21 protein-coding genes are annotated in these 20,643 nt (G+C 63.2%); 4 read left to right on the top strand and 17 right to left on the bottom strand.

The genetic code is table 11. The features are described 5' to 3' along the window. Positions 1–8: 8 nt before the first annotated feature. From AC6I6L_RS11965 to AC6I6L_RS11940, 6 genes are all read right to left on the bottom strand, one after another. Positions 9–1,097: a HEAT repeat domain-containing protein gene (locus AC6I6L_RS11965; protein WP_497917993.1), complete on the bottom strand. Its 1,089-nt coding sequence runs from the start codon at positions 1,095–1,097 to the stop codon at positions 9–11. A gap of 184 nt (positions 1,098–1,281) precedes the next feature. Further along, on the bottom strand, positions 1,282–1,629 hold the full coding sequence (locus AC6I6L_RS11960) for a four-helix bundle copper-binding protein (protein ID WP_497917992.1): 348 nt from the start codon (positions 1,627–1,629) through the stop codon (positions 1,282–1,284). Positions 1,630–1,742: 113 nt separating this feature from the next. Further along, complete coding sequence (hisE, locus tag AC6I6L_RS11955) at positions 1,743–2,027, bottom strand: phosphoribosyl-ATP diphosphatase (protein ID WP_497917991.1); 285 nt, start codon at positions 2,025–2,027, stop codon at positions 1,743–1,745. Continuing rightward, on the bottom strand, positions 2,028–2,495 hold the full coding sequence (locus AC6I6L_RS11950) for a bifunctional nuclease family protein (RefSeq protein WP_497917990.1): 468 nt from the start codon (positions 2,493–2,495) through the stop codon (positions 2,028–2,030). 200 nt (positions 2,496–2,695) lie between these two features. Continuing rightward, positions 2,696–3,328, bottom strand: coding sequence for a pyridoxal 5'-phosphate synthase glutaminase subunit PdxT (gene pdxT, locus AC6I6L_RS11945; RefSeq protein WP_497917989.1), 633 nt, complete (start codon positions 3,326–3,328; stop codon positions 2,696–2,698). Between the two features lie 164 nt (positions 3,329–3,492). Further along, on the bottom strand, positions 3,493–3,654 hold the full coding sequence (locus AC6I6L_RS11940; RefSeq protein ID WP_497917988.1) for a preprotein translocase subunit Sec61beta: 162 nt from the start codon (positions 3,652–3,654) through the stop codon (positions 3,493–3,495). 128 nt (positions 3,655–3,782) lie between these two features. On the opposite strand from AC6I6L_RS11940, the gene AC6I6L_RS11935 reads away from it, so the two are divergent. Continuing rightward, entirely contained in the window at positions 3,783–4,085 is a 303-nt protein-coding gene (locus AC6I6L_RS11935) for a thioredoxin family protein (RefSeq protein WP_497917987.1), read from the top strand. A 365-nt stretch (positions 4,086–4,450) separates the two neighbouring features. Beyond that, positions 4,451–4,624: a DUF7556 family protein gene (locus tag AC6I6L_RS11930; protein ID WP_497917986.1), complete on the top strand. Its 174-nt coding sequence runs from the start codon at positions 4,451–4,453 to the stop codon at positions 4,622–4,624. 99 nt (positions 4,625–4,723) lie between these two features. On the opposite strand, the gene npdG is transcribed toward AC6I6L_RS11930, so the two are convergent. The 3 genes from npdG to AC6I6L_RS11915 form a co-directional block, all read right to left on the bottom strand. Beyond that, positions 4,724–5,392, bottom strand: a complete 669-nt coding sequence (npdG, locus tag AC6I6L_RS11925) for an NADPH-dependent F420 reductase (protein ID WP_497917985.1) — start codon at positions 5,390–5,392, stop codon at positions 4,724–4,726. Between the two features lie 79 nt (positions 5,393–5,471). Then, entirely contained in the window at positions 5,472–6,833 is a 1,362-nt protein-coding gene (locus AC6I6L_RS11920; protein WP_497917984.1) for a hypothetical protein, read from the bottom strand. 392 nt (positions 6,834–7,225) lie between these two features. Beyond that, the gene (locus tag AC6I6L_RS11915; protein WP_497918204.1) at positions 7,226–7,483 is read right to left on the bottom strand and encodes a hypothetical protein; all 258 of its coding nucleotides are present in this window, start codon (positions 7,481–7,483) and stop codon (positions 7,226–7,228) included. A gap of 123 nt (positions 7,484–7,606) precedes the next feature. Between AC6I6L_RS11915 and AC6I6L_RS11910 the strand changes: the two genes are divergently transcribed. Next, a complete protein-coding gene (locus AC6I6L_RS11910) occupies positions 7,607–8,452 on the top strand; it encodes a glycerophosphodiester phosphodiesterase (RefSeq protein ID WP_497917983.1) in 846 nt (281 codons plus the stop codon). A 34-nt stretch (positions 8,453–8,486) separates the two neighbouring features. On the opposite strand, the gene AC6I6L_RS11905 is transcribed toward AC6I6L_RS11910, so the two are convergent. From AC6I6L_RS11905 to AC6I6L_RS11890, 4 genes are all read right to left on the bottom strand, one after another. After that, a complete protein-coding gene (locus AC6I6L_RS11905; protein ID WP_497917982.1) occupies positions 8,487–10,073 on the bottom strand; it encodes an FAD-dependent oxidoreductase in 1,587 nt (528 codons plus the stop codon). 696 nt (positions 10,074–10,769) lie between these two features. Then, complete coding sequence (locus AC6I6L_RS11900) at positions 10,770–11,645, bottom strand: TIGR01548 family HAD-type hydrolase (RefSeq protein WP_497917981.1); 876 nt, start codon at positions 11,643–11,645, stop codon at positions 10,770–10,772. A gap of 81 nt (positions 11,646–11,726) precedes the next feature. Beyond that, on the bottom strand, positions 11,727–12,365 hold the full coding sequence (locus AC6I6L_RS11895; RefSeq protein WP_497917980.1) for a DUF3267 domain-containing protein: 639 nt from the start codon (positions 12,363–12,365) through the stop codon (positions 11,727–11,729). Between the two features lie 89 nt (positions 12,366–12,454). Further along, a complete protein-coding gene (locus AC6I6L_RS11890; protein ID WP_497917979.1) occupies positions 12,455–12,829 on the bottom strand; it encodes a UPF0146 family protein in 375 nt (124 codons plus the stop codon). Positions 12,830–12,898: 69 nt separating this feature from the next. Here AC6I6L_RS11890 and AC6I6L_RS11885 point away from each other — a divergent pair, with 69 nt between their 5' ends. Next, positions 12,899–13,420 carry an archaemetzincin family Zn-dependent metalloprotease gene (locus tag AC6I6L_RS11885; RefSeq protein ID WP_497917978.1) on the top strand — a complete coding sequence of 174 codons (522 nt, stop codon included), beginning with the start codon at positions 12,899–12,901 and terminating at the stop codon, positions 13,418–13,420. 121 nt (positions 13,421–13,541) lie between these two features. Here AC6I6L_RS11885 and AC6I6L_RS11880 read toward each other — a convergent pair whose 3' ends face one another. The 4 genes from AC6I6L_RS11880 to AC6I6L_RS11865 form a co-directional block, all read right to left on the bottom strand. Then, positions 13,542–15,356, bottom strand: coding sequence for a ribosome biogenesis/translation initiation ATPase RLI (locus AC6I6L_RS11880; RefSeq protein ID WP_497917977.1), 1,815 nt, complete (start codon positions 15,354–15,356; stop codon positions 13,542–13,544). 1 nt (position 15,357) lies between these two features. Beyond that, entirely contained in the window at positions 15,358–15,672 is a 315-nt protein-coding gene (locus AC6I6L_RS11875; protein WP_497917976.1) for an EMC6-like membrane protein, read from the bottom strand. A 108-nt stretch (positions 15,673–15,780) separates the two neighbouring features. Further along, positions 15,781–19,764: a DUF7289 family protein gene (locus AC6I6L_RS11870; protein WP_497917975.1), complete on the bottom strand. Its 3,984-nt coding sequence runs from the start codon at positions 19,762–19,764 to the stop codon at positions 15,781–15,783. A 290-nt stretch (positions 19,765–20,054) separates the two neighbouring features. After that, positions 20,055–20,642 carry a DUF7344 domain-containing protein gene (locus tag AC6I6L_RS11865; RefSeq protein ID WP_497917974.1) on the bottom strand — a complete coding sequence of 196 codons (588 nt, stop codon included), beginning with the start codon at positions 20,640–20,642 and terminating at the stop codon, positions 20,055–20,057. Position 20,643 lies beyond the last annotated feature (1 nt).

Here is a 20,643-nt window from a genome sequence, read left to right as displayed (position 1 = left end):
CATCGATGTCAGTACGGGCCGCCACACTGCGGACACAGCGGCGGTCCGTCGTCCGGAAGTGCCTGCCCGCAGTGTGGACACGTCCCGTCGGCGTCGGGTGCCGTGATCTCCTCGACGATCGCCTCGGTCGTCTCGCGGATCGATTCGACGGTGCCGATTTTCTCGATGCCCGTTTCTTTTCGCTCGTCGCTCTCGCTCCCTTCTCTTCGATCGTTTGCACGCCGTTCCTCTCGATCGTCGTCATCTGCACCTTCTTTCGCTTGCCCATCACCTGCGATCGCCCTGCGCGCAAACTGCGCGCGCTCGCTCACGAACGACTCCTCGTCGCGTAGCGCCTCGAGATCGGTCTCGAACCGCGGCGACTCCATCCCTGCCCGCTCGAGCAAGCCGATCGCCTCCGCGGCCCGGCCGCGAACGTAGGGGCTTTCGTCGCCCAGTTTCGCCGTCAGTGCGTCGCCGACAGCCGCAACCTGTTCCGGGTGCGCGGTGGCGACGGCGACCAGCACCGTCGTCAGGTGGTATCGGACGAGTTCGTCGTCGTCCTCGAGGTGCGTTGTGAGATTCGATACCTGGTGGCGGAGTCGCCCTGGGTTGCCCAGCGCGACGTATTCCAGCGCCTTCGCCAGTTTCTCCGTGACCTCCGGTTCGTCGAACTCGATACCGATCCGGAGATCCGCGAGTATCTCGGGCGAGCCGACATCTTCGGGGTATTCGAGGGAAACGTAGCCGAGCGCCTCGGCCGATCGAGCCCGAACGTAGTAGAATTCGTCCTCGTCGGCCAATCGAGCCGCGAGCGCCGGAACGATCGGCCGGACCGAATCGGGGTTCGGTTCCGCGATCGCGACGATCAGCTTCGCAGTCGTCAGCCGAACGGCGCGTTCGTCGTCGGTTAGAAACGGCGCCAGTGACGGGACGAGCGGTCCGAGGGTCTCCGATCGATCCGCCGCGAGCGGTTTGAGTCTGCGTAGTGTCTCTTTTCGTCCGTTCGCCTCCGCTTCGGCAAGTCGTCCGAGCTGTGAAACCGCCTCCTCGACGTTCTCTTCCTCGACGGCGGCGGCGATCGAGTCCGGCGACGGCGGCTGATTCGAGTCGCTCATCGGGCCTAGTGTATCTTCGCCGTCTCACCGTCGACTAATAAATTCGAGTGTCCCGAAGTCGCCGCCCGCAGGTGGTCGGATCGAACCTTACAGCAGTCCGTCTCATACGGATTAGTGTCATCAATTACCGCCGATTGGCCAATACGGTTCGCCGTTCGGCGGTAACTACGGACACTAATCCGTATCAGGCCGAGGCCATCTCGCGACAGCTCTCCGCACATTCCGGCAGGATCTCTGCACAGGCCTGACAGTGATCGTGATCGTGCTGTTCGCACTCCTCGGCACACTCCTCGCAGATGTCAGCACAGAGTTCGCCCAGTTCCTGGTGGTATCCCGAGTTGCGAGCCATCCATCGGGCGTGTAGTGAGGCGACGTCCGCGACGTCTCGACAGAGCCGGACGCAACGTGCCATCTCCTCACCCTCGTCGAGGCAGGCGTCTGCACACCACTCACACACCTGTGCGGCCTCGAGACAGTTGTCGATACAGTCTTGCATGTGGTCGTCCGCGTGATCGATCTGTTGGAGTGCCATCCAGAGCACCGACATCCTGTGACCGAATCAAGCTGATACGGGCACCTGCAAGCACCTGTGCTCGCGCTCGCGTCCACACCACGTCCGCCGATCGAACGTCCACGATCGATCGCTTATCGACGTGCCTCGAGTTCCGCCTCGAGATCCGAAAGCTCCATCTCTTTCATCGAGAGCAAGACCAGCAGGTGGTAGACGATATCGGCGGCCTCGTAGGCCACCTCGTCGGTATCGTCGTCTTTCGCTGCGAGAACGAGTTCGGTCGTCTCTTCGCCGAGTTTCTCTAACACTGCGTTTTCCCCCTTCTCGTGGGTGAACAGCGACGCGGTGTAGGAGCCTTCGGGTAGCGTCTCTTTGCGATCCTCGATGACAGCAAACAGTTCCGCGAGTGTGTCGTCCATCTACATCTCACCGGATACGTTGCGAATGTCTTCAAGCTGTTCGAACGTCTCGCTGTCGTCCCGGCCGTCCTCGAAAACGTCTTTTGTCACCTCGATCGGCGCGTTCGTTCGGGCGGCGAGTGCGAGTGAGTCGCTGGGGCGGGCGTCGACGATCGTTTCACCGCGCGGGGTCTGGAGGTGGAGGTCGGCGATGTACGTCCCGCCCTCCCCGTCGCCGTGCTGTTCGATTTCGTTGACGACGACGCGATCGATCCGGCTGCCGAGTTCTTCCATCACGTCGAGCAAGAGATCGTGTGTCAGCGGGCGACCGATGTCGTCGGCCTCCAGACCGCGGGCGATGCTGGTCGCCTCGGTAAACCCGATAAAGATCGGGACGACATCGTCTTCGCCGGCAATGTCGAGGACGACGACCGGCACCGGTCCCTGTGGCGTCCCCGCGACGCGTACCGCGTCGATAGATGCATCCATACCCCCACGGATGGGTGCAGGGATGAAAAACCTGCCCGACGGCGAGTGCATGCACCAGCAGCCGACGCCCGTCGAATACCCACCGCAATGCACTTCGTAGCGCGCCCCCACCACAGTGCACCTCGTAGCGCGGTCCCACCACAGTGCACCTCGTAGCGCGGTCCCACCACGATGCACCTCGTAGCGCGGTCCCACCGCAGTTACGCTCCGCGGCGCGGCTCGTCGGCCGCCGGCACGGCCGCGTCATCGTTCTCGAAGAAGGCCAGCCTGTGAATCCGGCTATCCGTCGTCAGTTCGGGGTGAAACGACGTGGCGACGACCGGCCCGTCCCGGACCGCGACCGGTCGATCGTCCCACGTCGCAAGAATTTCGCAGTCGCCGACGACGTCGATCGCTGGTGCACGGATGAACACCGCAGGATACAGTCGATCGTCCTCGAGTCCGCTGACGTCCAGCGGTGCCTCGAAGCTGTCTTTCTGGCGGCCGAAGGCGTTTCGTTCGACGCTCACGTCGACGAGTCCGAGTTCGTCGACGCGATCGTCTCCCGCGTCAGCGGACGCGACGATCAGCCCGGCACAGGTCGCCAGAAGTGGCTTTCCGTCGGCGACGTGCTGTCGGATCTCCGCGTCGATCCCCTCGCCGCGGACGAGCCGAGAGATCGTCGTCGACTCCCCGCCGGGCATCGCGAGCAGGTCACACTCCGGGACGACTCCGGCCTCGCGAATGTCCCGGACGGTCACCTCGCGACCGTGAGCCTGGGCCGCCCGTTCGATCGCGGCTGCGTGCTCTTCGACGTCGCCCTGCACGGCGACGACCCCTGCAACGAGTGACATACCGATCGGTTGGGAGAGGACCCTCAAAAAGGGCGCGCCACGCGGTCGCGAACTCGAAGCCACGGCCGAGACCAGTCCGAACCGGACGTGGATGCACTCGAGACCGACGGAGAGAAGAGACTGCGACCGTCACGAAAACTGATAAAACGGTGCTTCCGATCGAGTTACGCGATGAACGTGAGCAGTTGAACGAGGACGCCAAGCATGACGCCGGTCGCGATGACCGTCTTCGGATCGATCCGAATCGCGTTCGAGTCCTCGCTGTCAAAGTACCGGACCAGGCCGGCACTGGACATCAGCCCGCCAGTGTTCTGTCCTTTATCCATACGCGACCTTACAGTCCCCGGAAACTAAATCTTTCGTCGCGTCCTCCTCGGACCGATCGGGTGGCGTCTCGACCAGGTCTCCTCGCCTCGTCGGGGTTGGGGCGTGTGAACACGAGTGGGAAACCCTTATGCGCGGCGCGTGGCAACTACTCGTGAACCGTATGACTGTCACACTTAAGGACTTCTACGCGGACTGGTGTGGCCCGTGCAAGACCCAGGACCCGATTCTCGAGGAACTCGAGGACGACTGGGCGGGCCGATTCGAAGTCGAGAAAGTAAACGTCGACGAACAACAGGACATCGCCAACGAGTATCAGGTTCGATCGCTGCCGACGCTCGTTATCGAAAACGAGGACGGCATCGTCGAGCGCTTCGTCGGTGTCACACAGCGCGAAGACATCGAAGACGCCCTCGAATCCGCTGGCGCATAACCCGACCGCCGCTGATCGCCAGCATGCGCCGGTCCGCTCGCATCGATTATTTGATGTGGCGCCAGCGTACCGACTCCGACTGTCCGGTCCCGTTTTATTTTCGATTACTGCGGATGCCGCCAGTGCCGTCGTCTCTAACCGCTGCTGATCGGAACGAACACCATCGTGACCCGAGAGCAGAGGGTGCCGGGGACGGCCGTTTTCGCTCGTCCGAGTGGGCCAACAGTGTCTGATTGGGATCGTGTTCGATTGTCACCGCATTCGGGTTACACTCTGTGTAGTAGATCCACACATGAGGTTCTGTTTCAGGTACCATCTACATCAATTACAGAACATTCATGATGTTCGATCGCATCTGTTTGTGTATGAACTCCGACCTGGAGTCCATCGGCGAGGAACCGCCGGCCGAACCGGATGTCGTCGCCGCAATCGACGAGATCGGAGGACGCGAGCACGTCGTCATTGCCGACATCACGCGGGACGACTGCTGGCTGATGACTCCGGAGACGGAGACCACGTCCCTCGCGGAGTGGCGATAACGCCCCGCAGACTGCATTTTCGGGTGGCGTACGTCGATCGAACGATCGTCGAGTACCATCGTTGCCGACTCGATCGTCGACGCGTTCTGACGGCCGGCGTTACACCCACTTCACGCCGACGTCGTGCATGTCCTCGTTGTACTTTGCGATGTTGATGACCAGCGGCGTGACGCTTTCGACTTCGGCAGCGTTGGCCAGCGGGCCGACGTCGAGTGCGCGAAGCCCCTCGATTTCGTTCGCGAGGTTCCGGACGGTTCGTTTCGCGTCGGCGTCGTCGCCGACGACGAGCGTATCGAGGTCGAACTCGTTGTCGAGGTTCGACAGCGCGTCGGCCGCGAGATTGTGGAATGCGCCGACGACCGGGACCTCGTCGGGGGCCCGCTGGGCGACGAGTTCGGAGACACTCCCGACGCCGGGCGGGTGGTAGTGAAGTCCGTCCTCGTCTCCTTTCATGCCGACGGCGGGCGTGACGAGGATCGTCTCCTCGTCGAGCGTCCCCTCGACGGCTTCGACCGTGTCGCCGACGTAGTACGGCGGTACCGAGAGAACGACGACGTCCGCCCGATCGGCCGCCATCTCGTTGACGAAGCCCGTGATCTTCGCCTCGACGCCGCGCTCGTCGAGTTCGTCTTCGTACTCCGCAACCGCGTCGCGGGCCTTCTCGGGATCACGCGATCCGATGAGCACTTCGTGATCCGTATCGCGCGCAAAGCGCAGTGCGAGTCCCGCGCCGATGTCGCCCGTTCCGCCGAGTAGTGCGATTCGCATACTCGCCCCTGGGAACGGCATCCGAATAAAAGGGTGGGGGGCGGCCGATCTCGCCGCGATCGCGGGTACCGCCGATCGTTCAGCCGTCCGTCTCGACGGTCACGGATACCTCGTCGACCACCTCCCCCTCGCTCTCGATTCGCACCGGGAACGTCTCCGTCCGTCTCGTCGGATACGTCTCGTAGCCGAGCGTGAGCCGATCGCTCGCTCCCGGGGCGACGGTCGCTCTTTGCGTGTCGACCACGGTCGGGTCGTGGCCGACGACGAGGTCGATCTCACGAGTGGCCGGCCCGGTCCCGAGGTTCTCGGCGGTGACGGTGACCGCGAGGTCCTCGCCCGCACGGACGGGCGCGTTTGTTTCAGCGATCGAGAGTTCGATAGGTGTCTCGTCCGCGAGCGGCCCCACCTCCCACGTCTCGCGGGGTGAAAGTGCGGTTCCGTCGGTCGCGATGACCCACGGCTGGACGTGGCAGGTGTGACAAAGCCGTTCGGCGTCGACGGTCAGCCGAGCGGTGTCCGACCCACCGGAAAGGGCGGTCACGTCGAGGATCACGTCGGCCAGGGTGAGCCACCAGACGACGCGATCGAGATCACCGTCGGGGTCGGTGACGTCGAGTTCGAAGGTGGCGAGTTCGCCACGCGTGTAGGACAGTTGCCCCGGTCGCGGGCGCTGGCCGACGATCGACGGCGACGCGTTTCCGTCTTCGTCCACGTCGACCGTCCAGTGGGCAGTGTACGTCTCGCTCTCGCCGGTCGGAATAACGGCTGCGGCGACGTCGTAGCTCCCCGCCGCGTCGAACGACTCCCACCGGTAATCGAAGCCCGTTTCGGCGTAGTACGTCGCCTGCCAGGGACCGCCGACACCGCCGACGCGATCGCCGTCGACCCACCAGACGGTCGTCTGTGACTCGTCGGGGTCGACGGCACCCGCCTCGAACAGCACGTCGGTTCCCGGCCGTACCGCGAGTTCTCGGTCGGGTCGGGCGCTCGACAGCGGCGTTGCCCCGATCACGCTGACGGTTTGCTCGGCCGCACCTCCCTCCGTTTCCACTCGAACCGGAAACTCGCTATCCCGCGCCACCGGATACGTGTAGAACCCCTGTGAAATCTCTCGCGTCTCGCCGGCCTCGATCGTCGTCCGGATTCGGCCGACGCGCTCGGGATCGTTTCCGACCACAAGATCCACGTCGGTTCGGACGGCGGTCGATCCCCGGTTCTCGACGGCAGCCGTGACATCGAGCCACGCGCCGGCACCGACGGGAGCGTTCGTCTCGACGATCGACACCGCGAGCGAGTCGTTCGCGGACACACTCGATCGTCCCGTTTCGTTATCAGCGGCAGTTCGATCGGGGTCCGTGCGTCGACTTCGTCCCCTCGTCGAGAGCAGTGCCCCACTGACCGTGACGCTCGTTAGCACCCGGCGTCGCGTTGGTCCGCTCATCGTGAAACGGACGGTGCGTCGAGAGCAAAAAGAGGGGGTACCGTTGTCTCCGAAAGCCGTCGTTTCACGCCGGTAGGTGCCCTGTAAACGCGATCTCTGACATTTGCCTCACGTGCAATCTTCGTCCTCATCGGGATTACCGTAGCCAGCTAGAGATCTCGAAACCGGGCCTTCGGCGCTGTGTCTCGGTTCTTTAGAGGGAAACTATGAATTCCTACGATAATCCCTATCAGTAGCGGCCCGAGCGGACTCGACCCGCGCGGACACGGTTCGTCGGGGTAGGCTCGATCGATCGACGGTACACCGATCTCCTCGGGTTACAGCGGACCGATCGCTTCGTGGGTGCGGCGCGGTATCTCCTCGGATCGTGCGATGCGCCAGCCGTCGCAGATTCAGGGTGCATCGTCGTCGTCCGGGTTCATCGCCGCGCCGAGTTCGCCGCCGTAGGCGTCGCGCTCTTGAACCTCGCGCAGTCGCTGCTCGAGGCGTTCTGCGATCGCCTGCCGGCGCTGTTCGTCGACCGATGGGTCGTTTTTAAGCGCTTGCAAATCCTCGCGGGCCGTCCGCAGGATCGACACGGCTTCTTCGGCGTCGCGATCGGTCACCTGGCCGAGACGGCGTTCGACGTCGTCGAGCGTCTGGTCGGTCATTAGCAGTCCGTCGACGCCGCGGCCGTTGAAACTGGGGCCGGTACTCGCCACGTCGACCGCGCGGTCGGAATCTCCGGGACGAGCGGACGGTGCTTCCATTACCTCCGCACTCGTCGTCCCGGTATGACTCGCCCTGCCGTTATCGCTCACCGCGGCTACGCCGGCGTCGCACCCGAGAACACGATCGCTGCGGCGACCGCCGCCGCCGATCGTGCCGAGTGTTCGATGCTCGAAATCGACGTCCAGCCTGCAGCCTGCGGGACGCCGGTCGTGATCCACGACGAGCGCCTCGAGGGCCGTCGTGACGGCCGCCCGCTGACCGACTCGTCGGGACTCGTCTGGGAGACCGACCTCGACACGCTCCGTGAGACGCGAGTCCTGGGAACTGAGGAGACCGTGCCGACGCTTGCGGCGTTTCTCGCGGCGCTCCCGGCAACGATCGGCGTCAACGTCGAGCTAAAAAATCCCGGACGGAAAGACCTGCGGTTCGGCGAGTCGCTTGCAACTGCAGAGCGCGACGATCGATGCGCAGTCTGGACTCCGTTCGTCGAACGCGTCGTCGAGGACTGTGGCGCATTCGACGGCGAGGTCCTGTTTTCGTCGTTCTGTGAGGGTGCACTCGCAGCGCTCCGGGAGATCGGCCCGGCCTACGCCGCCGCAGCGCTCGTCTGGGACGACCTCGAAGCCGGAGTCGAGATCGCCCGACGGTACGACTGCGAGGCGATCCACCCACCCCGGAACGCGATCGCGGGCACGCCGCTTTCGCGGACAGCGTACGCCGGGATCGCGGGCCAGGAGCCGGCGATCGACATCGTGGAGACGGCCCACGACGAGGGGCGGTCGGTCAACGTCTGGACGATCGAGACCTGGCAGCAGTTCGACCAGCTGGCGGCGGCCGGCGTCGACGGGATCATCGTCGACTATCCCGGTCTCGGCGGGTCGACGCAGTCCCCGGAGACAGGGTCGTGATTCGCCGGCAGCCGAGACGCGATCTGGGGCGATCTCAATCTTCTGTTCCGTCCTGCCACTCGGGCCGATGCGAGCGTGGTTCTCGTCGCCTGCGCTTTCCCGAAAGCCCCTCGTTCGCCGGCCCCTCCAGTAGCTCGCCGTCGGGTGCGAACCGCGAGCCGTGACAGGGACAGTCCCAGCTTTCCTCGCCGTCGTTCCACTCGACCAGACAGTACATGTGCGGACAGACCGCGGAAACGGCGTGGAGGTCGCCGTCCTCGTCGCGCGCACAGGCGATCGGTTTCCCTCCCTCGCGGAGGACCCGCCCCTCGCCGCGGTCGAGCGTCGATCGATCGGGAGTCAACAGCGTGCGCGCCCAGTCGGTGAGAAACTCGCTCGCGGCGTCGGCGTTCTCGGTGAGGGTGTTGCCGATCGACGTCGTCGGGGTGAACCGAAGCGGATCGAACAGATCGAGTGCAGGCGGGTTTTCGCCGGCGATTTTCGCGGCGAGGAGCCGTCCGGCGGTGACGCCGTTTGTCATCCCCCAGCCGCGAAAGCCGGTCGCGACGAAGACGTTCTCGGTTCCCGCACCGGCACGGCCGACGAACGGCACCCTGTCGGCCGGCTTGTAGTCCTGTGTCGACCACCGGTAGACAATCTCGTCGACCGGGAACCGATCGCGCACCCAGCGGGCGAGCCTGCGGTACCGATCGGCAGTCGAGCCACCCTGCCCTGTCTTGTGGTTCTCGCCGCCGACGAGCAGGAGTTCGCCGTCCTCACCGCGGTGGGTGCGAACCGATCGGTAGTTGTCGCCGGTGCGGTAGTACATCCCCTCGGGCGGCGTCCCGTCGAGGCGGATTCCGAGCACGTAGGAGCGTTTGGGGTACATTCGGGCGAAGTAGCCGCCGCGATCGAGAATCGGAAAGCCGGTCGCGACGACGACCTGCCGCGCGGTGACGGTCCCACGGTCGGTCCGGACGCGACACGGCGTCCCCGGTTCGACGTCGGTCACCTGAGTCTCCTCGAAGACCGCCGCGTCCTCGTCCGCTCGGAGTTCCCCGGCGATCGCGAGCAGGTAGGATCGCGGGTGAAACCAGGCCTGGTCGTCGAACCGGACGGCGGCTGCGGCCCGCTCGAAGGGGGGAACCGAGGTGACGTAGGTGGCGTCGAGTCCTGCCGCGCGGGCGGCGTCGGTCTCGCGTTCGATCTCGTCGGGGCTATTGCTGTAGAGATACGAGGGCTGGCGCTCGAAACCGCAGTCGACCCCGAGTTCTTCGATCCGACGCTCGACGGCGTCGATCGACTCCTCCTGAACGGTCGCGTACCGACTGGCTTGCCGGCGGCCGAACTCCCGACGCAGGTGGTCGTAGACCAGCCCGTGCTGGCTGGTCAGCTTTGCGGTCGACTTGCCCGTGACGCCCGTCGCCACCCGATCACGCTCGAGGACGGCGACCGACCGGCCACGGTCGCGCAGTTCGATCGCCGTCGAGAGTCCGGCGATTCCGGCTCCGATCACGCAGACGTCCACGGCTCGATCGCCGTCGAGTCGTTTCGGAGGTGGGTCGTCCTCGCGGGTCGTCGCGAGCCAGACGGAGATCGGTTCACCGGGGAGATCGTCGCCGCGGGAGAACTCTTCGCCCATCGGTCCGAAGCGCTACATCGACGACGGAGAAAAAACGAGGGGGCGCTACAGGGGTCGCCCGCGGCCACTATTTTCGTCCTCGTCGTTTTTTTGACCCGGTTCGCACCCTGCCGATCGGTCAGTATCGCGTCTCGGTCGTCGTCTATATCTTCCAGATGTTTTCCTATGGGTGGATTTCAGTGTAGATGTGGTGGTTATTGTCTGAAAAAGATAGAACTTGCTGCAACGGGAACCTTTACAATAAGTCAAATGGTAACAAGTGCTGTGGTGGTGATGAGAACAAGTCACAAACAATTCACACGGCTGGAACATACTCGTGGCTCGTACACTGTGCCGGTGTGGCTCCGGTGATTGGCTTCACCGTGTGCCATCCCAAGTTGCCACGCGGCTCCGTACTCCGGCCCGTGGCAACTCGTTTTGTTACCCGCCCCGTCGGCGCTCTCTGGCCCGACGGAGGCGTACTCTTCGATCGCGCGTGCTGAGGCGCTCCTCGCAGACATCCCACTGCGCCGAGAGGCATCGACTCGATCGCGTTCACCCGCGTTCATAGTGGCCACTGAAACGATTACACACTGATCGCAACGCCGTCCTACGATCAGATGTGCATTGATTTTCAGTAGCTACTATCTTACCCGTTGTCCGCCAGTTCCGGGACAACCGCGACGAGTCTGCGGGTTGCCGGTCTGTCAGATCGTCTTATTCGACCAGAAGTGCCGGTACGTCGTTGATCGAGTCACAGATTGCTGCTGCGCCCTCGTCCTCGTACTTTCGCCGTCCGTCCTCGCCAGTCAGTCCGCCGGTGAGCACGCCGATCCCGTGGTACGCTCGTCCGGGATCGGCCTCGCTCGCGTTGACCGCCGTCCGAACGTCGTCCAGCGTATCTCCCACGAATGCGACGCTGCCGGCATCGAATCGCTCCGCGAGGACGGTCAACGCCCGCGGGTGGGGTTTCCCTTCCTCCCAGTCGTCCATCGTAAACCGGTAGTCGATCGGAATCGCGTCGTCGAGACCGACTCGATCGAGCGCGATCTCGGCTTCGGCTTCCGGCCGGCCGGTCAGGATTCCGACGTCGTAGTTCGCCAGTAGCGTCTCGCGCGTCTCCTCGTCGAGCAAGACCGGTTCGTCGTGGATGAATCCGCGCGTCTCGAAATCGGGGTCGCCCCCCTCGAGTCCGCGGTAGAGGTCCGCGCCGAGGTACAACTGCTGGAATACGTCCCGCAGTTCCTCGCGATCCCACCGCGATTTCACGCGCTGAGTCGCCTGCGCCCCGATCGCCTTCCGAACGACGGTTTCTGCGGCCTCGAGTCCGCCGCCTTCGGCAGCGATTCCGTCGGTAAACTCCGCGATCGAGTCGCGGTATCCTTCGTTCGTCGCGAGCACGTAGAGCGCGGCAGCGTACGTAAGTTCCCAGTCGTTGTTGAACCCGCCCGCGTCCTTGAACTGCTGAATGTCGGCGCGGCGGATCGTCCGTTCGTAGACGTGTTCGACGGACTCGACGATCGCCCGCCGGTAGGAGTCGGCGACGTCGACGAGTACGCCGTCGACGTCCAGTACGACTGCGTCTGCGTTCATATCTATCCCAAGCGGACGCGAGCGATAAATGCGATCGGATTTCCGTCGGGCGACCGGTTTCCGCTCGGCGGGCCGGGTGAGTCAGATCGTGATGACACCGGCGAGAACGAAGGCTCCCAGTCCGAGCGCCAGCGCGTACGCCACGTCGGCCCACAGCCACGACAGCAGGTTGGCGACGTAGATCACGACGACGACCGGAATCCCGAGCAATACGACTGGCGATGTGCGCCATTCAGCCCTCGATCGGGTCCAGAGCGTGTTCGCGTCGCCCGTGCTGGGAAACGCCGAGATGCCGACGGAGAGGCCCAGCGAGCACAGCACGACAGCAGCGACGACCGTTTCGTTAGACGCTGACAGCAATCCTGCTGGACCCCCAGTCCCGGCGATGAGTGCCGCGAGGCCGAGAAAGATCCCGAATGCGACGATCGTGTTGACGAGAAACGGGGCGACGCTGATCGCAAACGACGCCCGGTAGCGTTCGGGTTGGGCGTGGGCGACGTAGCCGGCCGGATCGCCGAATCGAAAGTAGACCACGTCGACGACCGGAACGCCGACGAAGTCACAGGCCTTCTTGTGTGCAAACTCGTGGACCACGACGCCCGGGATCGCAAAGAGTCGACCGGCGAACCAGAGTACGTAGCCGAGACCCACGACGAGCGCCGCGATTGCGGCGATAGCGACCACGGCTACGGCTGCGAGTAGGGCGTACTCAGACACCATCGCTTGCTGCACTCTTTCCAGCACCGATAAATCGTTCGCGTCCCAGTCTCCTCGATCCACCTCGTTCTGGGGCACGCTCGATCGACATCTCAGATCGAGCCGGATCGAGCCACGTACAGCGTTTCCGCCTCGATCGTCTTCCGTTCGACGGGGACGGCGGGCTGGTCGCCCCCGAGGGTCGTAAACAGGAAGTCGGCGTCGACTGCACGGGCGACCTCGAGTGCGGGTCGGTGGAGTTCTGGCGGCAGGTTTCGGGCGTAGATGGCATCCGCGTCAGCGTAGACCGCACGATCGGGGTCGACGATATCGTCGCGGACGAACCGGACGCCGTCGGGAACCTCGCGATCGTAGAGGTCAGTTGCCGTCACGGCAACCCCGCGTTGGGCCAGCGCGTCAGCGAGATCAGGTCGCCGGCCGACCCCGATCTCGACGACGCGATCGTACGCTGAGAGGTAATCACACATTGCCAGTACAGTCCGGTTCTCGTGGGCCACGGCGGGACGTTTATGCTGTCCGCGGCCATAGCCCTTGCCATGCTCGTCGATATCGTACCGGTCGGCAACGTCCCCGCGCGAGTCAAGCGGGTCGCGTCCTCGGCGTTGCGATCGGTATACGACTGCGACGTGACGATCAGCGAGTCGCAGTCGGTCCCCAACGGTGCATACGACTCCGGCCGGAACCAGTACTGTGCGGAGACGTTCATCCAACTCGCCGAACGCGTGGGTCGCGGTGAAAAGAACATCGCGATTACCCCTCACGACCTCTTTTACCGTCGCCGGAACTACGTCTTCGGGCTGGCCTATCTCGACGGCAGTGGCAGCGTCGTCTCGACCTACCGCCTCCAGACCTCGAGCGACGGCGGCTTCTCGAACAAGAGCGCGAGCGACATCTTTGCCGATCGCGTCCGCAAGGAGATCGTTCACGAGATCGGCCACACCTACGGGCTCGAACACTGTGACAACAACCGCTGCGTGATGAACTTCTCACCCACCGTCCGCGAGGTCGATATCAAAGAAGAGTCGCTGTGTGGCAGCTGTCAACGGCTCATTAGTTGACTCCGACCGCAGCTCACGGTTCACTATCGAGGATGACCCAGTGTTAGCGATGTCGGTACCCCTGTTCAGGAATCGATCACGGCCGATCGGCGCTACTGTACTATGTCGAATCGGGCCGAGATCAGGGCGCGTAGTAGTACTCGCCTTCGCGTTTCTGTTCCCGATCGAGCTGTGACTCTGGCTTGTTGATCCGCGGACGCGAGGTCCGCTCGTCCCGGCGGAACGTGACTTCGAGGTTTGCGAGGAACTCGTTCATCCCGTCGCGCATCGCCTCCGGCTGGCTGGCGTGACCGTGGACGGCCGGCTCGCCGTCGAAGACCAGCAGCCGATCGGCAAGCAGGTCGATCATGTAGATGTCGTGGTCGATGACCATGACGGTCGCGTCCTGCTGTTCGGCGTAACGCCGGATCGCCTTGGTGGCCTGGACCCGCTGTTCGACGTCGAGGTGGGCCGAGGGTTCGTCGAGCAAGTAGAGATCCGCCGAATCGGAGAGGCAGGCCGCGATCGCGACCCGCTGGCGCTCCCCGCCGGAGAGATCCGAGAGGTTCTGTTCCATGATCCGCTCTAACTGGAGCGGCTGGGCGATCTCGGTGTTCCAGTAGGAGGAGCCGAACTGGTCGGTGATCGAAGAGAGGAAGGCGTCGACCCGCATGTGCTGGTCGATCGTCACGTACTGGGGTTTGTAGGAAATTTCGAGATCCAGATCCGCGTCCCCCTCGTCGGGTTCGAGATCCCCGGTCAACAACTTCGCGAAGGTCGATTTCCCGATCCCGTTGGGACCGACGATGCCGAGCACTTCGTTTTCGCGGATTGCACCGCCGTCGATCTCGAGCGAGAACTCTCCCTCGCCGTAGCTCTTGGTGAGGTCGGGGTACTCGACGAGCGTATCCGCGCGAGTCACGGTTCGAGGCGCGTGTTCTTCGAACTCGATCGGATTCGGCCGAATCCGCATGTTCTCGTTGTCGAGATAGCCCGCGAGATACTCGTTGATGCCGTTTCGTACCGACTTGGGTGCGGTGATGACACCGTAGGCACCAGGTTCACCGTAGGCGACGTGGAGCGTATCCGCGAGCAAATCGAGAATTGCGAGGTCGTGTTCGACGACGAGCATCGACTTGCCCTCCTCTTCAGCGAGGTCCCGGATCAATCGTGCGGCGGTCACGCGCTGGCCGATGTCGAGGTACGGCGTCACCTCGTCGAGGAAGTAGAAGTCCGTATCCCGCGCAAGCGTGGCGGCGATCGCGACCCGCTGGAGTTCTCCGCCGGAGAGATCGTCGATCGACTGATCCATGACGGGACCGATCGAGAGTCGTTCGACGAGCGAGTCCAACGCGTCGCGTTCGTCCGTCCGCTCGAGCAACGCTCGCGTGTTGCCGTCGAACTGATTCGGAATCTGGTCGACGTACTGGGGTTTCTGTGCGACGGTGACCTCGCCGTCGCGAACGTCGGCGATGTAATCTTGCAGTTCGGTTCCGCGGTAGGCGTCAAGTACGTCGTCCCAGCCCGGCGGATCGGCGTGCTGGCCGAGGTTCGGCTCGAGTTCGCCGGCGAGAATGCGGACGGCCGTCGTTTTCCCGATCCCGTTCGGTCCGAGAATCCCCGTTACCTGCCCTTCCTGCGGGGCGGGCAGTCCGTAGAGCGAGAAGGCGTTCTCGCCGTAGCGGTGGGCCGGCTCCTCCTGCAGTTCCTGTGGCAGGTTGATGATCTCGATCGCGTCGAACGGACACTTCTCGACGCAGATGCCACAGGTTTCGCCCAGACAGATCTCCTCTGAGATGTGGACCTGATCGGGCTGGCCCTGCATCGTTTCTTCGCCTCGGAGCGTGATGCACTCCTTGCCCGTCCGGTTTGGCGGACAGTAATTTTTACACTCGTAGCTACAGCGATCGGGCTGGCACCGATCTAAATCTACGACGGCGATGCTGTCGTCGGCCATCTTAGCTTGCCTCCGCAGTGAGCAGGATGCCCCACGTCACGAACCACATGGAAAACGTCATAAACGTGACGAAGAGGTAGTGTTTCATCCCAACCTCGTCCTCTTCGTAGATCCCCGAGTTGTTGAGCAAGGGAATCTGGACGAGAATCGCACCCACGACGAGGAACAGCGCCCGCGTATCCGACGCCGCGTCGCTGGAGAGTCCGATCCAGGTCGCGGAGACGAGGGCGACGCCAACCCCGAGCAGCGCGGCGAGTGCCGTCACGCTGATCGAGCGAATGTGTTCGCGTCGGTCGCTGATCGATTCGGTCGACATGAGTCGAACTCTGTTTTCGGAGGTGAAAAGGGGTTCGGGTTGCGTTTTACCGGCCATCCGTCCCCGGCGATCGGGCCGGAAGAGGGGGCGGCTGACCGACGAATCCGATCAACTCACTTCGACCGCGTCGACTTCGATATCGATGTCGGAGTCGGCTCCCGTCACATCGTCTTCCGAACTGCTCGACGAACCGAGCCTGTCGAGGTTGGATTCGTCGACGAAGATGATTTCCGAGTCGGCCATCTCCTCGCTTCGGACGGTCACCCTCTTATCGTTGCCGCCTTCGTCGCCGTCGTTCCTGCTTGTCTGCCAAAGGAGCGTGATCTCTCCCGGCCCGTCGACTGTTTCCGTGTCGACGACCCGCTCGCCGCCGTCGTCCTCAACGAGTAGCGTGATCGTCTGCTCCGTATCCGGGTCGTCGTTCTGGTACAGATTCGTGACGTTCACGTCGATCGTCGCAGTTTCACCAGCGGAGACGTCTTCGGCGTCCGTGATCTCGACGCCGAGACCACCCTCGGCTTCGAGTTCCCAGGCAAACCGCGGGTAGCCCCCGTTTTCGATCTCGCCGGTCGTGCTGTTGAGATCGTACACCGGCTCCCAGATATCCCAGTCGAGGTTCGCCATCGTTCCCTCGGCGTCCGCCCTGGTGACGCCGGGGTACTGTTCGTAGAACTCGTCGTCGCGATCGTCGGGTAACACCGACGGGCCGCGCATCTCCTCGTCGGAGAGGGCGATGTCGTCGGGTTCTGCGTACCCGTCCAGTTCACCGATGCTGATGAAGTTCTCGTCGGAGTAGACGCTGTCGTCGAAGGTGTCGTCGTCGTCTTCCATCCGGCCGGCGATCGCACCGGCCACCTGCGGATCGAGCGCGCCCCGATTGACGACATCGTAGGGATCGACGCGTTCGACGGTGTCACCCGCCCAGTACAACTGTTGCATCTCGCTCGGGTTGTCAGACGTCCAGCCGACGATCCCGCCGACGGCGGAGTTGCCGGTGACGTTTCCGGTCGAGTAGGCCGTCGACACTTCCGTCTCGAAGCCAGTCCCGCCGACGATGCCGCCGATACCGAGGTTCGGTTGGCTGTAACTGTTCTGCCAGGGGTGTTCGTTGTCGCCCGCGGCTGGCACCCCTCCGCTGACGTCCGCCGTCGAGACCAGCTGGTTGTCCAGGTCGGCGTCGTGACCGTGTCCGACGAGTCCGCCGACCTGCTGGTACTGCGCTTCGACGGTCCCGCTGACCGACGAGTCCATGATGGTCCCGCCAGCGCCGCCGACCAGGCCACCGACGACGGTCTTGCCGCGGATGTCGACATCCTCCAGCCGAACGTTTTCGATCGTCACCCCTTCGCCGAACGCGGAGCTCCCCTCGAACTCGGCGGTGATCGCGAACAACCCGACGAACGGCTCGTCGTACCGATCGATCGTGAGTCCCTCGATCTTGTGTGCCTGGCCGTCGAAGTCGCCCTCGAAGGCGGTCCCACCCTGTCCGTCGAACTGCTCGCCGATCGGCTCGAAGCCGTCGCCGTCGTTCCAGTGTTCGGTCCCCTGGGCCTGGATGTCGTCGACGAGAACGTAGTCTGCGGTGAGGTCGTTTTCTTCGATACACTGGAGTTGATCGACGGTTTCGATCTGATACGGATCACTGCTCGTCCCGCTGCCGTCGTATTCGACCTCGCTACAGACGGGACCGTCCCGCTCGATCACGACCACGTCGTCCAGCGCGTCGTCGTCGGTGCTGACGGTCACACGGTGGGTGAGCGGATTTTCGACCGTTTCGTACGACAGCGAGACGGTTTCTGTGTTACCCTCGTCTACGCTCACGGTTTCGGTGACTGCGCTTCCCTGATCGCCGGGGTCGACCGTAATCTCCTGTTCGGCGTCGCCACCGACGCTCTCGAACGTGGCGTCGATCGTGACCTCGTAGGCGTTCCCGTCGCGCGGTTCCAGCGTCGCTCCCGACACCGTCCCGCGGTTTCCGTTCCCGGTGACGTCTTCGGTTTCCCCGCTCTCGATCGACTCCAGCGGCCAGTGGGCGACGAGCCCGCTGGAGACGTCTCCGCCATCGTACAGGTCGGTGACATCGTTCGTCGAGAGGTCGCGATCGTACAACCGAACATCACTGATCTGTCCGTCGAAGTGTTCGTTGCTCCACTGGCCGATCCTGAACGGTTTGTCGTTCCCGGTGTCGAGGTCGTTTTCGGCGCTCGCGACTTCCGTTCCGTCGGCGTAGATCGTCGTCTCGTCACCGTCCCAGACGACCGCGAAGTGGACCCACCGGTCCTTGCTTTCGTACTCGAAGTCGATATCCGAACTGCCCCAGAACTGCGCTCGCCACTCGTCGGTCCCCTGGCGGGTGCGCAACGAGAAGTCTTCGCCTGTGCTCTGCGTTCCCATCTCGAAGATCCCGCCGCCGTTGAAGTCCTCGGTGTGAACCCAGGCCGTAACCGTCTTTTCGGCGTCACCTCCGACGCCGAGGTCGGCCGGCGTCTGCCCTGTCTCGACGCGATCGTCGCTTCCATCGAACGAGAGTACGTCGGTGCCTTCCTGCTGTTCTACCTCGTCGACCGCCACCTCTTCGACTTCAAGGAGTGGTTCGACGTCGATCTCTACACTCGTGTCGTCGGTACCCGTCCCGACCGTAATCGTCGTCTCGTCACCGTCAGCAGGAATCTGTACGCTCCCCCATTCGAGCGTAACGGTCTCGCTCTCGCGGCCGCCGAGTTCGAGTTCGTCGATATCGATCACGTTGCCGTCGAAGCCTTCGAGCCAGACGAACTGTTCGCCCTCTCGTGAATCCGCGTTTTCGACGGTGACGTTCACCTGCAGGTTGTCTCCCGGTTTGATCGGATCGTTGCGATCGACGTTCGTGATCGCAAACTCTGGCGGTTCACCCACGACAAGGAACGTTCCCTGCTCGTCGAGCGAGTCGTCGCCCGGGTCGGTCTCGACATCGTACTCGTACTCGACCCCTGGCTCGACGTCGATTGCTTGTGGTCCGCCCCCGGTTCCAGTCCTGAAGACGTGATTCATCCCCGATCCGCCCCAGTTCCAGTCGCTCTGCTCGCTCGTCAGTATTTCCTCACCGGGTTCGAGTTCGTCATCCGATTCGATCGTTCGCTGCTCAACGAGGTCTCCGGACCCCTCGCGGATTGTTAGGGTTGCGGTAACAGTCCCTTCCTCCCCGCCGACGTTTCGCAGTCTGGTATCGATATGGAAGTCGGTCCCGTACTCGAGGACGTTGTTCTCGATCGTCCCGGGCCCCGTCTGTGGGTCAAGCCCCCTGTCTTCGTCGATCTGGAAGTGTGGTTCGGTCGGGATGTCACCGACCGCCTCGACGGTCACAACCACGGCATCATCGTCCAGTTCGTCCGGGCCGTACACGGTCACAGTTCGGTTGTCGACGGTTTCCGCCTCGCGTTCGAGGTGGCGGCTCCAGCCTTCGGCGTACTCGCTTTCGATTCTGATCGCGAAGTCGTCGGCGTCGGGATTGCGAGTCACCGATTCGATCGTCTCCCTTACATCTATCGCTCCTGCGTGGTTGTTCCGGGCTTTCGAAATCGAGCCGTCGCCGCTCGCTCGCTTGAACTGCATAACGTTCAACTGGAAGATGCCGTCGTCGCTGAAACCGAGCGCGGGCGGCTTTTCGACCCTGACACCGGAGTCCGTTTCTTCCCAGACGCCGCCGCCCTGATGGGCGATCGTTCGATCGTCGAGTTCGAGTTCGTAGGTCCCCAGCGTTGCGGTTCGACTCTCGTTGCCCCACGTTAGATCGTCACCGTCAGAACTGTTGTACCAGGTTGCTTCGATCGTCCCCTCCGAGTCGATGGTTGGCTGGCACATCGGGTCGTCGAACGCCATCGGTTGTTCTTCCCCCGTCATCACGACGGTGCTGAGTCGATGGTCCGCTTCGTCCATACACATGTGGGCTTTCTCGCCATCGAGTTCCGATCCGAACGCATCGAGCATCGTCGCTCCCGAGACGAACACCAGGACTGCACCCAGAAACACCATCCCGAACAGCAAAATAATGCCGACGATCGGGCTCGCACCGCGATCGGTTTCCTCGGGTTCGCCCTTTCGGTCACCCCGCATTGTTCTTTGTGAGATTATTCTGGAATTATAAAAAAGCACAGGTTATTGTAAGCTATGGCTGGCCATCAAGCACTCATTGAGAGCACTCGTAAAGCCGGATACGCGCTCCGAGAACGCGATCTCAACTGATACGGATTAGCGTCATCAATTACCGCCAAACGGCCAAGACGGTGCGCCGTTCGGCGGTAACTACGGACACTAATCCGTATGAACCGTCGTGACCGAGCGACATCGCCCCCACTCTGGTCAGCATCCGGTTGGATTCTCAGTTCTCACTCGCGTTCTCGAAGTTACTGTGGCCGTTCCATCTCCCCCAGTCGCATTCGCCGGTTCTGGACGACGTGGACGATCGCAGACACCACGAACAGCCCAATCACGATCGTCGCCCAGCCGAGTTCCGGCACGGTTTCGGTGGGTATCCACTCGAGCCAGAGGCCGGCCATCACGAGCGACGCGACGGCGGCGAGGCCGAGGTAGTACGTACTCCAGGGAATCGAATCGCTGGGAACGACGTCGAGGTAGATTTCGAGTTCCGCGACGTTCTCGGTGAGTTCGATCGTCCGGCCGTCGAAAACGATCATGTCGGCGCGATCGAGCGTCGGCAAATGAGTCTGCTGGAGCGAGGTGTAGACGCGCTTTCGTTCGGCTGACGTTACCTCCGGGACCTCCTTGTCGAGTTCCCAGGCGGCGACGTGTTCGGCCAGGTCACCGAGCTTGACGGGGCCGTCCTGACCTTTACAGTAATGAATAACATACCGGCGACGCTGGTTGCTCAGCAGGTCGAAGACCTCGCCGCGATCGATGCCATCGCGTCCATCGCGCTCCGCCTCGTCTGCGATCGCATCGGGGGACTCACTACGCGGCTGTTGTGTCGCCATT

This window comes from Halosolutus sp. DAT137, assembly GCF_059736405.1.
Note: the sequence above shows the minus strand (reverse complement) of the source record. Positions and strands in the feature narration are given on the sequence as shown.

Excerpts from the sequence above, each read along its gene's own strand:
- AC6I6L_RS11965 (WP_497917993.1), bottom strand. The coding sequence starts at position 1,097 with ATGAGCGACTCGAATCAGCCGCCGTCGCCGGACTCGATCGCCGCCGCC.
- AC6I6L_RS11960 (WP_497917992.1), bottom strand. The coding sequence starts at position 1,629 with ATGGCACTCCAACAGATCGATCACGCGGACGACCACATGCAAGACTGT.
- hisE (WP_497917991.1), bottom strand. The coding sequence starts at position 2,027 with ATGGACGACACACTCGCGGAACTGTTTGCTGTCATCGAGGATCGCAAA.
- AC6I6L_RS11950 (WP_497917990.1), bottom strand. The coding sequence starts at position 2,495 with ATGGATGCATCTATCGACGCGGTACGCGTCGCGGGGACGCCACAGGGA.
- pdxT (WP_497917989.1), bottom strand. The coding sequence starts at position 3,328 with ATGTCACTCGTTGCAGGGGTCGTCGCCGTGCAGGGCGACGTCGAAGAG.
- AC6I6L_RS11940 (WP_497917988.1), bottom strand. The coding sequence starts at position 3,654 with ATGGATAAAGGACAGAACACTGGCGGGCTGATGTCCAGTGCCGGCCTG.
- AC6I6L_RS11935 (WP_497917987.1), top strand. The coding sequence starts at position 3,783 with ATGCGCGGCGCGTGGCAACTACTCGTGAACCGTATGACTGTCACACTT.
- AC6I6L_RS11930 (WP_497917986.1), top strand. The coding sequence starts at position 4,451 with ATGAACTCCGACCTGGAGTCCATCGGCGAGGAACCGCCGGCCGAACCG.
- npdG (WP_497917985.1), bottom strand. The coding sequence starts at position 5,392 with ATGCGAATCGCACTACTCGGCGGAACGGGCGACATCGGCGCGGGACTC.
- AC6I6L_RS11920 (WP_497917984.1), bottom strand. The coding sequence starts at position 6,833 with ATGAGCGGACCAACGCGACGCCGGGTGCTAACGAGCGTCACGGTCAGT.
- AC6I6L_RS11915 (WP_497918204.1), bottom strand. The coding sequence starts at position 7,483 with ATGACCGACCAGACGCTCGACGACGTCGAACGCCGTCTCGGCCAGGTG.
- AC6I6L_RS11910 (WP_497917983.1), top strand. The coding sequence starts at position 7,607 with ATGACTCGCCCTGCCGTTATCGCTCACCGCGGCTACGCCGGCGTCGCA.
- AC6I6L_RS11905 (WP_497917982.1), bottom strand. The coding sequence starts at position 10,073 with ATGGGCGAAGAGTTCTCCCGCGGCGACGATCTCCCCGGTGAACCGATC.
- AC6I6L_RS11900 (WP_497917981.1), bottom strand. The coding sequence starts at position 11,645 with ATGAACGCAGACGCAGTCGTACTGGACGTCGACGGCGTACTCGTCGAC.
- AC6I6L_RS11895 (WP_497917980.1), bottom strand. The coding sequence starts at position 12,365 with ATGGTGTCTGAGTACGCCCTACTCGCAGCCGTAGCCGTGGTCGCTATC.
- AC6I6L_RS11890 (WP_497917979.1), bottom strand. The coding sequence starts at position 12,829 with ATGTGTGATTACCTCTCAGCGTACGATCGCGTCGTCGAGATCGGGGTC.
- AC6I6L_RS11885 (WP_497917978.1), top strand. The coding sequence starts at position 12,899 with ATGCTCGTCGATATCGTACCGGTCGGCAACGTCCCCGCGCGAGTCAAG.
- AC6I6L_RS11880 (WP_497917977.1), bottom strand. The coding sequence starts at position 15,356 with ATGGCCGACGACAGCATCGCCGTCGTAGATTTAGATCGGTGCCAGCCC.
- AC6I6L_RS11875 (WP_497917976.1), bottom strand. The coding sequence starts at position 15,672 with ATGTCGACCGAATCGATCAGCGACCGACGCGAACACATTCGCTCGATC.
- AC6I6L_RS11870 (WP_497917975.1), bottom strand. The coding sequence starts at position 19,764 with ATGCGGGGTGACCGAAAGGGCGAACCCGAGGAAACCGATCGCGGTGCG.
- AC6I6L_RS11865 (WP_497917974.1), bottom strand. The coding sequence starts at position 20,642 with ATGGCGACACAACAGCCGCGTAGTGAGTCCCCCGATGCGATCGCAGAC.